The organism is Chryseobacterium sp. 22458 (assembly GCF_052044975.1).
Taxonomy (GTDB): domain Bacteria; phylum Bacteroidota; class Bacteroidia; order Flavobacteriales; family Weeksellaceae; genus Chryseobacterium.
On sequence record NZ_JBQEOA010000004.1, the window covers coordinates 85,201 to 97,905 of the forward strand.

Genomic DNA, 12,705 nt, shown 5'->3' on the forward strand with positions numbered 1-12,705 from the left:
TGATCCGGTAGTTCAGCTGGTTAGAATGCCGCCCTGTCACGGCGGAGGTCGCGGGTTCGAGTCCCGTCCGGATCGCAAAAAGTCTTCTAGAAATAGAAGACTTTTTTTGTTTATAGCTCTTTGGAAATAAAAGCATCCAATTCCGGATCAAGCGCAAAAAGTTGTGGATGTAGTCTTAAGTTTCTAAATTTATTTGCAAGTTAACATAGAACGTTAAATTTAAAATTAAATAGAGCTGAATATTGTAAGCTCCCAACTTTTGCGTTTGATTCAAACTTGGGACTAAGCAAAAAGCTCAGTTAATAATAAAAAGGGAAAATGGCGATCGCAGATTGCACATCTTTTTACCAATGTCTGTGACTAAGAAATCTGTCATTTCCAAAAACTTAGGTACACTTCTTATGCAAATCCTTAAACTGTATCAGAAAAGAAAAAGTAAACATTTCAATTCTTGTTGGGTACCATATAATTTTTTTATATATTTGGAAAAGATAGATCCTTGCTTTTCTTTTTAAGAAATGATGATGTTTCGTCATCGATGTGAAATTGCTTAGCATACTGCACTACATACTATCTTTAATGGTGAAATTGGTACTAGTATGTACCTTTTCAGTTCATTTTCCGGGAAAATAAAGATACACACTAGTACCATTTCTGGAGTTGATAGATATAGTTCTCAGAAGATACGAAGGTATATCCAAAAACAAAGCCCTATTCAATTGTAGGGCTTTTTATTTATAAAAACACACATAACCAATGTCACAAAATCTCAGCAGACAACAGATTTACGACCGCATAAAAGCATCCTCCAAAGACAGTTATATTTTGGAGGAAATGAAAAGGCTTGGTTTTTGGCAGGAAACATCTACGCCTTCCTTACCGGAACAACTGATACAGAAAGAAGTCGTTTTACAGCAGGAGCTGCAGGAATTACTGGCGAAAGACAGAAAGTACGGTAATCAGGAAGCAATGCTTCGTGAAATGCGTAAAAAACGGATGCAGGAAGCAAAAGCCAAAAGAGAAACCACTAAACAAAAAAATGAACAGAAGCGGCAGGATAAAGCTGATCACTGGAAGAAATTGCAGGAGCAGCAAATCATTTATCTTGGAGAACACGTTTCGAAAGGACTTCATAAAACCGATTCTGACAGGGAAAAGTTACAACAGTATTCACTCCCTGCTTTTGAAAACATATCGGATTTCAGCCGAAAATCAGGCTTCAGTCTTTCGCTCATCAGATATCTTGCTTTCCACAGGAGCGTTTCAAAAAAATCTCACTATCATACTTTTGAAATTTCAAAAAAATCTGGGGGAAAAAGAAAAATTTCTGCTCCGAAGTCTCAATTGAAAAGTTTCCAGCAATGGATTCTGGAGAATATATTAAATAAAATTCCGGTAGGAGAGCCCGTTCATGGGTTCACAGCACAAAAATCAATTGTTACCAATGCAGAGCCACATCTTGGTAAAGATATCATCATCAATATAGATCTGCAGGATTTTTTCCCGTCAATCAGCTATAAAAGAGTAAAAGGGCTGTTTGTTAAGCTGGGGTATTCGGAACAGCTGGCTACTATTTTTGCGTTAGCCTGTACCCAGGCCCACACAGAAGAAGTTTTACTGGACGGGGTTAAATATTTCGTTCATAAAGGAGAACGGTTCCTGCCTCAGGGATCTCCTGCAAGCCCTGCAATAAGCAATCTTATTGTTTATAAACTGGATAAAAGATTACAGGGGCTGGCCCGGAAATTAGGATTTGTATATACACGCTATGCGGATGATCTTACTTTTTCTACCCATCAGGCCAACGATCATAACGTTAATAAGCTTTTATACTTCGTAAAACAGGTGATCAACGATGAAAACTTTACAGTACATCCTGATAAGCTTCATATCATGAGGAAAAAGCATCAGCAGAAAGTAACGGGCATTGTGGTGAATGAAAAACTGAATGTTGAGAGACAAAAGCTGAGAAAGTTCAGAGCACTTCTACATAATATTGAAGTCAATGGATGGCAGAACCAGACCTGGGGAAAAGCATTTCATCTGATCAATGCCATTGAAGGTTATATCAATTTTGTGAATATGGTAAACCCTTCCAAAGCTTTAGCCTTTAACCAAAAATTAAAAGCAATTATTGTAAAACACGGTAAACCGGTTGCAGAGACTGTAAAAATAATTCCGGTAACTGCAGAAGCAATTGAAATTCCCGAACGTAAAGAAGAAATAGCTGCACCAAAAGAAGACAAAACAGATTGGTGGAATATTTTTTAGCCTGATCCCAATACCTAATAACAACATCTTAAGCAATAAGATAGATGAAAATCATCAAACAGACCAAACTCTTTTTCCATGAGGGAAAATCGGATAAAGTTTACGAAATTGATCTTTGTGAAATTAATCCCGATGCTTTTATTGTCAATTTCCGTTACGGAAGACGGGGAGCTGCATTGAAAGAAGGCAGCAAAACCCCGGAATTTGTTTCAAGAGAAAAAGCTGAAAGCATTTTTGACCAGCTCGAAAAAGAAAAACGAAATAAAGGATATCAGTCTGAATTAGAAGTATTTGTAGAACTTCCTTCATTGGAAACTGTTAATATGAACTCCAGTGAAGGTGTTATATTGAAACGTCTGGAAGATGCCACACAGGGAATCAATTCTTTCAAAACAGAATGGAAGACTTCCCGTGTGATCTGGAAAGCGGCTCAGATGGAGCTTAAAGAATCTGTTCCTTACATTCTGAAACTGGCGACAAAAGGAGATGAAATGCAGCTGTATGCTTCCATTTTTGCTATCAGAACATTAAAAATCACTCAGGCTTCCGGACTTCTCCACAGTATTGCACACAGTACAAGACACAAACAATATATCAGGAACGTTGCTTTTGATGCACTTCTGACAATTAATGAAGCTTCGGAACAGGAAAAGACCGTTTCAGAATTACTGGAAAACTTACCTGCCGAAATAAGATATGCTATTGATAAAGGTGATTATCAAAGCTTAAAAAAGCATTACACTGAAAAATTCGATAAAAAAGAAAAAGCAGATGAGCTTGTGTACCTTTATCTTCTGTCGAAAGCTTATCCTTCCCTGGCTGAGATTATTGAAACCCTTCTCAGGCAGGTTCCGTTTGAATCGCCTTATTTCAGAAATATCCGGGCAATATATAAGCTCGCCCGCTTCAGAGATGATGCGCAGATTCTTGGATTACTTTCATTTTTATTCGAAAAGAAAAAACCGATGTTCAACAGAACTGCCAGTCTTGATAAAGAATCATGGAATCAGGAGCAGTACTTTTATCATTTCGGTGGCTATGTGAATGTAAGAAAAGAGCTCTCCAATAATGAAAGCCGACTGGCATTTTCGAATTTTACCAAACTTTATTTTCAGAAAAACGGGTTTTATTATTTAAAAGATCTTGGAAAACAGAATAAAGCAAAAGAATATTTAAGATTTGCTGTCAACGCTCTGATTCAGTATTCTGATGCAGATTATACCCCTGCAGTCAGGAGACCTTTAAGTGTATACGGAGCTTACGACTGGCAGAGCAGCAGATACCATTATACAGTCGTAGACCTTCCTGAGTGTTATCAGTCTTTACTTCTTACTACCATACTTTTCGGGAATGATAAGACCCGTAAAATGGATCCCAAACTTCAGTTTTATATTAAAAAAGAAGCATTCTGGAGTTCAGAGTATTATTATCAGGAAAGCAGAGTCACAAAAATAGAATCTGGTACTAATACTGCCCCGGATTCTTCAGCAAACACTTCTGTTAAAAAACAGCAGGAAGGAGCTTTAGATAATATCATCAGTACATTTAAAAATATTTTTGGTTCCAATAAAGAGAAACAGGTTGATTCTCAATTTAAACAGGAATCTCCATCAATTGAATTTGAATCCATTCCTTCCAGACCTGAATTGTATCCAGAATTCTGGGATGCAATGCCTGAAGCTTATGTCCAGCTTTTGATGCAGGCGAAAATGGATCGGGTTATGAAATTCGCTTACGAAAATCTTTCCGTTCATCCTGATTATAAAGTTCTGCTGCAAAAAATTGAACCGGAAATGATGATCCGTCTGCTTAACAAATCTTCGGAATACCCTCAAAGATTAGGTTTTGATACTTTGGTGAAAAGAGAAACGGAACTGAGGCAAAAGGAAAGTTTTGTAGCCCATATTTTAGTTTCCGGCAACGAAAAAGCAAGAAACTGGGCGAAAGTGAATATTGAAAATAATACCCAATATTTTCTCTCTTCTACAGATTTTATGACGATTCTGGTGATGAACTCTCGTAAAGAATCTAATGAATTTATCAATAGTTTACTGCAAAAAGCATCTTTATCGGAAGACAGGCAAAAAGCATTGCTTGGAAAGGTAATCATCCAATTGATTGCGTTGGAAAATAATGAGGAAAATAACAGAATTGCCGAAGCTGCTACAAAAAAACTCAAAATAACGGCTTCGTCTAATTTCTCTGAGATCAGTTGGGATATTATTGCCCAATTATTGACTTCCCCACTGAATAATAACAGGTTTTTAGCCAGCGAAATCCTTCTTTCAAAATCCCAAAAATATCCAGTGACGGAAATTCCCGTTTTCATCATTGAACTGCTGTTAAACAATGAAAACAAATCCATCAGAGAAAACGGGCTTAGTCTTTTAAAGCAGTATCCGAAAGAAGAAACCGCCAACAGCTGGCAGCAGATTCTTCAGTTGCTTTCTTCCGTTTATCAGGAAGTTGCAGAAGGAATCCTTTCATTGAACGATCAGTTTGAATCACAGCCTGAAATTCAAATGCAAACTACTGAAAGGCTTTTTGACGTATTAATGATCGAGCAGAAATTTGAAAATTCCCATCAGCTATTCAGAGATTATCTTGAGAAAATGGCTGCGAAATACAGTGATGCTATTCCTGTAAAATGGCTGATCAGACTGGTATTTGCCAACAGTGTAAAAAACCAGCTTTTCGGATTTGAATTGCTGAAAAAAGTAAAGGATGACAGCAGATTCAGTTTAAAACAGGTCATTGCTCTGGCCAATCATGAGTTTCTGGCAGTAAGACAATGGTCATGGAACTTTTATAAAAATAATATGGGTAGAATCAGATCTGACCGTAATCATGCCTTGGGAATTCTGGATTCAAAATGGGACGATAGCAGAGCATTTGCATTTCACTTTTTCGAAAACGAATTCACAGATGAAGACTGGGATACAGACTGTCTGGTTGGAATTGTAGATTCCGTACGTTCTGATGTGGAAAGTTTCGGAAAAAATCTTATTATGAAATTTTTCAAAAAAGAGCAGGGGCTGGAATACCTTACCAAACTGAGCCAGCATCCGAGCCAGAACATACAGCTGTTTGTGACCTCCTACCTTGAAGAATATGCAACAGACAATCCTGAAAAACTGAAAGAACTAAATTTTTATTTCCGTTCTGTACTTTCAAGGGTCAACAGGGCAAGAACTGCCAAAAACAGAATTTTTACTTTTCTTGAAAATGAAGGAAGAAAAAATACGGAATCAGCTGAGATTGTCAGCAGTATTTTAGACGATTTATCGGCAACTACAGCCATTCAGGATAAAGCAAAATGTATTAATATTATCTCTGAACTGAAAATGATCTATCCTCAACTGAATGTTCACCTTCAATTAATCTCTTAAGTCATGTTATTCGATTATAAATTTCATAAAGATACAGCCATTACAAACTCTGCCACGAGTACCCAAATGAGCTTTTCACCTGATCTGCAAAGAGATCCTACATTTTTTGTAGGTAAACTCAATAGAAAAATACCGTTCAGGGAAGCCATTTCAGCGCTGCACGATGTGGTGGTTTCCGATCTTCGGTTTAAACCTAAGGACAGAGCGGAGTACAGAGAATGGGTTGCTGAGCAGGAAAAGCTTTGGCTAAGCGATTATATGGCCGAATTCCAGATTGAAGAAGTACGGAACAGAATGGCTGAAGTAAGAGGGGAACTGGATCAGGTCTATAAAGAAAAAAACAGGGTACTGGGGCCTTTCAATACTGCAAAAAAGGCGTATTTCGATTATCTGTATCAAAAAGACAAAGACGCCTGGTTTGTTCTCGATCCTGTTATTACAGTGCATCCCGATGAGGTTTTTTTTGAGTGCTTCAGTCAGGATGAATCCACCTACGGTAAACTGAGCAGCAGTTACAATGTTTTCACAGAGATCAACGAATTCAAATGCGGAACGACAAATATTGATTACTCGGCTGCACTTTACAATGAATTCCAGAAAATAAGAGATTATAAGGACACCGAATTTAAAATTGATCCTTCAGGATTTGAAGCAAGTACTACAAACGAAGAAGTTTATAAAGAAGAAAAGATAGATTTGCCGGATTCCTGGGTCCGTGGATTTTTACAGGTAAGTTCCGCTATGACTCTACCTGCAACCACATTCGATCTTCATCCTATGGATATTTTTAGTATTTGTCAGTATCTGAGAAGATTTAAAGAAAAAAAAGGACCACGTGCACTACGTTTTATTCTTGAGCCCGGGAAACCGGTTCAGGCTGTTTTTGAGCCATGGTATGAAGTCTTAACTTTTCACCGTTCCATTTATAAAGGGGCGGAAAGTAAAACGATCAGAATATGGGGAAGAAGAAGGCTATTGATTCTGGAAAGATTAATTCCAATTGCTAAAAATTTCAGAGTGGTTTTATTAGGAAACGGACTGCCTTCATTTTATATTGCAGATCTGGGTGATATGTTCTTTACCTTAGGACTTTCAGGATGGACCACCAATGACTGGAGCAGAGCAGGGAATTTTGATCTGATGGCCCCGAGAAGTCATGTAGATCTCCTGACTCAGGAAAACGTTTTCAATGCATTAAAGGAAACGTGGTTTGGCACCACTACAGAGCTATCAAGAAAACTGAATCTGGATACAGCTACCATTTCAGCTTCGCTTACCTCATATACACAGGCGGGAAGAGTCATTTATGATCTCAATTCGGGATTGTACAGAGTGCGTGAACTGACACAGGAACCTCTGGACATGAAGCAATTGCGTTTTTCAAGCCCTTTAGAGGAAAAAGCAGATCAGCTCATTTCTGAAGGTAAGGTGAAAACAGATTACAGCATAAAAAATGATGTTCTCAATATCCGGGGAACGGTGAAGGAAAATAATTCTACGCTCAAAACTCAGGCTTTCATTGATAAAGACCAACGTCTTACTGACGGAAACTGCCAGTGCGGTTTTTATAAAGCAAACGGATTGAGGCAAGGGCCCTGTGAACATATTCTGGCAACGAGAATGATGATGAACAGAAAGAGTTCAAATGTTTTGAATCAATAAAAAAACAATCCGGCAGATAACTTCCGGAAATAAGAATTAAAAAAATCATAATGATCAACCCGATTCTAAAACAGAATCGGGCTTTTATTTATTTACATGGCATATTGACCGGGTTATTGAGGTGCGTAACCGTTTTAGCGGTATTTTACAGTTTCTGCATCCGGATCATCATAAGTCTTTTTATCAAATGATAAAATCTTGGTACTGTTTTCAAGAATTTTGCCTTGATGATTATAATTTCGTTCTTGTTTTGCAGATTAAACGGATAGTAGTACTTTAGCTATCAAACATAGATGCGATGTCTAAAAGAAAATTCATTTTACTTTCTATACTGAAAACCTGGCTTATATCCACACTGGTTACTGTTGTTCTTTTGATTGTGTTCTTAAGTGCTACAAGAGAGGTGAGGGAGCATCCCCGGAATTGTGATATGAGCGGCTTGGCCTATGCTTTTGCCATATTCTGGATATTATTTCTCAGTGTACTTTCGTTAAGCAGCCTGTTGTCTGTTTTAAGGCCGTTTCAGGGAAAAATTAAAACAGTCTTGTGCTGGTTCCTGTTGCCGGGGGTCGCTATTGGTTCTCTTTTTGCAATTCCGGACGGAAAAGTAAGTAAAGATGATATCCTCCTTTTTCTGATCATGAATATGCCCTGGCTGGTGATCTGGACTTTTTATTATTTCCGGATGAATAGCCGGTTCAATAGAATTGACCAATAATACGATTATTGATCCCCTATGAAATAAAATTAACCATAAAATACAGTTCTCCATATTGGGGAATTTGTTGTTTTTATGGGTTCTCGTTGGTTTATATTAAATAATCTCATACTGAATTTTTGATGAATAAATTAAAGCCTGAATCACAAACTGAAACAGATATGATAGGGAATTAAAACTGGTGTCAGGGTACTATCGCTTTAATAGAATTGGTTTTTGTGTTTTTTAAATGGTTTTATGTAATTTGATAGTGTATTTTACAACGAAGGGTGATTTATTTTGAATTTTATTTAAGTAAAATGAGGTCTTTTGCTATTTTTTAATAATTTTAATTTATTTTATTTTAAAATTAAATTATTGTATATCAGTGTTTTATGATTTTTTAAGTAATTTTTTTTATTATATATTTTGTCATGTCATTTTTTTTTATGTCATTTATGAGTGAAAAAATTGAACCATGGAACTTTGTCAAAATTTTATTTTGAGAATTTTAATTATTTTTTTGAGCGTATCCCTTCCTGCTCAAAAAATTTCTGTTCATGGTAAAATTGTAAACGAGCAAAATGAACCGGTTAAATATATCAATATTTCACTATTACAAAATGGCAATACCAAGATAGAACAAGCTCTTACCGATGATTCAGGAAGCTTTTCACTTTCGGTTAATAAAGGAAGTTATATACTATCAGTAGAACAGCTAGGGAAACAATTTTTCAAAAAAAATATCAACTTACAGGCTGTTACTAATGATATAGGAGTTATCCGGATTAATGAGTATACGACTATTGACGGGGTTACAATTACTGTAGAGAAGAAAATCATTGAAAGAAAGGTTGACCGTTTAGTGTACAATGTAGAAAACGCCGTATCAGCATTGGGAGGAACTGCTACAGATGTATTGAAATCAACTCCGGGTGTGAATGTTTCTGAGAGTGCTATTTCCATTATTGGAAGAAGTACGGTTAATATATTGATTGATGACAGATTGATTCAGCTATCAGGAGAAAGTCTTATTAGTTATCTAAAATCAATTCCATCAGAAAGGATACAAAAAATTGAAGTCATTACAAATCCGCCTGCAAAATATGATGCAGCAGGGAACAGTGGTTTGATCAACATACAATTAAAACCCCTTCCTAAAGAAAATTCATGGAATGCCGTATTAAATTCTGCCGGTGAGTTTGCTACATTTCCAACTTTATCACATGGAGGCAATATCTCATATAAGAAAAATAAATTCTCCTTGCTTGCAGGAATCAATTACAGATACGGTAATAAAATATATACTAACGATATTGATTATCTGTACCCGGGAAATGAGCAGTGGACTAATGATATATATAATAAGAAAAACACAAAGAATCTTGGAACTTTGCTGAATTTGAAATATGACATTTCAGAGAAAAAGACTCTGGGACTGCAGTACTCCGGAAGCTTTATCAACGCCAATACATTTGAAGATAATATTTCTAAAAACTATATTGGAGGCATGCTGGCAAAAGATTATGCTACAAACGGAAATACTGTTTCAAAAGCCAGAACAAATGCAGTTAACATGAATTATAATCAGAAACTGGATACATTGGGGAAAAAGTTCTCTGTAGATCTTGATTATTTTAATTCCGTTTCTCCAAAGGATAATGAATTTATTACCAGTCAGAAAGATATTGCAGGGAATACTTCTCAGGATATTTTTGCAAACAATAGAGGCAGACAACAGGTGCAGAATTATTCCGGAAAAATAGATTTTGATATGCCGTATTCATGGGCTTCATTATCATTCGGAGCTAAGGTAGGGTTTACAAAAACTAAAAATGAGGTAGATGCACAGTTTTTTCATAACCTTAATGGAGATCCCCCATACGATTGGCAGCGTGACAATTTTGAATATACAGAAAATATACAGGCTTTATATATATCGGCCGATAAGAATCTGGGCGATAAATGGAGTATAAAGTTAGGACTAAGAGGAGAATATACACAAGCTACATCCAATTCTATCATAACAGGTCAGGTGAATAAAAACAGGTATTTCAAACTATTTCCAACTGCTTATTTATTGTATAAAGTGAATAAAGACAATTCATTGAGTTTAGATTTCGGAAGAAGGATTGGAAGACCTGCTTTTTGGGAATTAAATCCTGCACGATGGTATATGAATACACAGTCTTATACAGAAGGAAATCCTTTTCTGCAACCGGCTTTCTCATATGATATAGAATTGAATTATACCTATAAAAGTTTACTCAATGCAGGAATATATTACAGTAAAACAGAAGATGGTTTCGGACAGGTCACTTTTCATGATACTAGTGATGGAACACAGATATTTAAAAGACTGAATTATTATAATGCTACAGATATCGGATTCTGGACTGTTTTAACTTTTAAACCTTTTAAATGGTGGGAAGCTACAATTACTGCATCAGCCTTTTATAAGGAATCTGATAATTATATTCCATTATTTAACCGGGATTTTTCGGGGTGGGGAGGATATACAAAATCTACGAATCTCATCACTCTTAATAAAAACAAAACCCTGTTTCTGAATGTAGATTATCATTACAATTACGCCGGCAAAAACAGAGAAACTTCGTATACCGGGTATTCTTATCTGGATATAGGATTTAAAGGATTATTATTTAAAAAGAAGCTGGTATTGGGCGTGAACTTTGAGGATGTGCTTAAGGAGAATATTTCAACATTTAGTTCAGTCTCCGGAGCAGTACAGCAATCATTCACCCAATATTATGATACCCGTCTGGTAAGATTTTCTTTGACTTATAATTTTGGAAACAATAAGATTTCTGTAGGGAAAAGAAATGTGGGTAACCAGGATGAAAGAAACAGAAGCAATCAATAGAAAAAAATAAAAACAACTTGCAAGTGAGACCGAGGAAGGGTTAATGTCTATAAAAGTCACCCAATACTAACACCTAATATCAAAAATCATGAAAAACAAGAAGTTATCTCAGATGCTTATTAAAATGAATGTAAGCAACTATGGTTCTCCTGAAGCAGAGTTTGAAAACCTGAATGAGTCTCTGGCTCTAAAAATCAAAGGAGGTTTAAATAACTCAGCAAGCTTAGGAGTTAATGCCTCTAAGTGTAATGAGTCAGGATGTAACAATTCCGGTTGTGGAAAACAAACCACACAGGTTCCGGTTTTAGTTTAACCTTTCAGATTTTATTGGAAGATGTTGCTTCTTTCTATTCAACAAGAAGAAGCAACTCTTCCTTAAAATAATAAGCTGTAGTTATAATTCGGCATTATCTGAAAATTTGGGTAATTGTTTAAACCTCAAGTATACCTTATGAAATATAAATTATCTTATTATACAATCAGTACTCCAGATGTTACCGAGAATCAATGCATTTTATATGCCACCCGTACCGGAACACCTGTTATTATAAGTACTGATTTACTGGAAGAAATCAAAAATGGATTATTTGAAAATATTCCGGTCCGTTTGATGGAACTTCTTATCCAATCGGAAGCGATTGTTCCATCAGAAGAAAATGAATTGGCTGAACTTGTTTTTAAAGCCAAAATTTCAATGCAGGAAGATAAATCATATCTGAACTTTACGGTGCAGACAACAGCAAATTGCCAGTTGGGATGTTTTTATTGCGGTCAACAGCATACAAAACATAATATGAAGACGGATGTTATAGAAAATACCATCAAAAGATTTGAATATAAAATTTCACGTAAAGATTATAAAGAAGTAGATATTTCCTGGTTTGGAGGTGAACCTCTGATGTCTTGGAATACTATGAAATATATGTCAAAAAAGCTGAAAAAAATTACTGAAGATCATAACTGTAGATATTCTTCTCATCTAGTTACCAATGGACTTTCATTAAAAGAACATATCTATGAAGAGCTTGCTACTGATATGAACTGTTCGTTTATTGACATTACACTGGATGGAGTGGCAGAGTATCACGATAAAAGAAGAATGACAAAATCCAATAATAATTCGTTTGACATTATTTTTGGAAATATCCTGACTATCCTTAACAGACCAGACTACCCGATAAATGGATGTAAAATCTCCATTCGCTGTAATATTGATGATACTAATGTGGAAAGTGTGTCACCGCTTATACAATTATTGGTTCAGCATAACCTTCAGGATAAAGTAGATTTTTATCTTGCTCCTGTATACAGCTGGGGGAATGATGCTCATTTGAAAACGAATAAAACAGATATAGCAGACAGAGAAATAGACTGGTTTATTGAAATGTATAAAGCAGGCTTTAAAATGACGGTTTTACCAAGACCGAAAGAACTCGTATGTTCTGCCGTAAATCCTGATTATGAACTGGTAGATCCTTGGGGAAAAGTATATAACTGTACAGAAACTCCATTGGTGCCGGTATATGGGCCAGAGCATGTTATTGGTAACGTAAATAAAAGCATTACAGAAACCGCTTCATTTGAAGACAGACCTTTTACCAACTGGTATGACAAGATACTTGATGCCAGCAATGGATATTACTGTACAACCTGCAAAATATTGCCTTTATGCGGAGGACGCTGCCCTAAATCCTGGACAGATGGTGCGCCGGCATGCCCAAGCATGAAATTTAATATGGAAGACCGCCTTGTATTATCCTATTTATATGCAAAATCAAACCTTCAAGAACTGGCGTAAATAT

The 12,705-nt window shown here is 36.2% G+C and carries 7 protein-coding genes and 1 tRNA gene; all 8 read left to right on the forward strand.

What is annotated here, in order from left to right; translation table 11 throughout:
- Nucleotide 1: 1 nt before the first annotated feature.
- A tRNA-Asp gene (locus ACTJJF_RS14750) sits at nt 2–75 on the forward strand.
- 681 nt (nt 76–756) lie between these two features.
- Complete coding sequence (locus ACTJJF_RS14755; RefSeq protein ID WP_440700129.1) at nt 757–2,271, forward strand: retron St85 family RNA-directed DNA polymerase; 1,515 nt, start codon at nt 757–759, stop codon at nt 2,269–2,271.
- Nucleotides 2,272–2,315: 44 nt separating this feature from the next.
- A complete protein-coding gene (locus ACTJJF_RS14760; protein WP_440700130.1) occupies nt 2,316–5,660 on the forward strand; it encodes a WGR domain-containing protein in 3,345 nt (1,114 codons plus the stop codon).
- Between the two features lie 3 nt (nt 5,661–5,663).
- On the forward strand, nt 5,664–7,322 hold the full coding sequence (locus tag ACTJJF_RS14765; protein ID WP_440700131.1) for an SWIM zinc finger family protein: 1,659 nt from the start codon (nt 5,664–5,666) through the stop codon (nt 7,320–7,322).
- A gap of 298 nt (nt 7,323–7,620) precedes the next feature.
- Nucleotides 7,621–8,040 (forward strand): hypothetical protein, encoded by a 420-nt coding sequence (locus ACTJJF_RS14770; RefSeq protein ID WP_440700132.1) that lies wholly within the window; start codon nt 7,621–7,623, stop codon nt 8,038–8,040.
- 481 nt (nt 8,041–8,521) lie between these two features.
- Complete coding sequence (locus ACTJJF_RS14775) at nt 8,522–10,903, forward strand: TonB-dependent receptor domain-containing protein (RefSeq protein WP_440700133.1); 2,382 nt, start codon at nt 8,522–8,524, stop codon at nt 10,901–10,903.
- A gap of 88 nt (nt 10,904–10,991) precedes the next feature.
- On the forward strand, nt 10,992–11,216 hold the full coding sequence (locus ACTJJF_RS14780; protein WP_212650804.1) for a hypothetical protein: 225 nt from the start codon (nt 10,992–10,994) through the stop codon (nt 11,214–11,216).
- Nucleotides 11,217–11,354: 138 nt separating this feature from the next.
- Complete coding sequence (locus ACTJJF_RS14785; protein ID WP_312298083.1) at nt 11,355–12,701, forward strand: radical SAM/SPASM domain-containing protein; 1,347 nt, start codon at nt 11,355–11,357, stop codon at nt 12,699–12,701.
- Nucleotides 12,702–12,705: the final 4 nt, after the last annotated feature.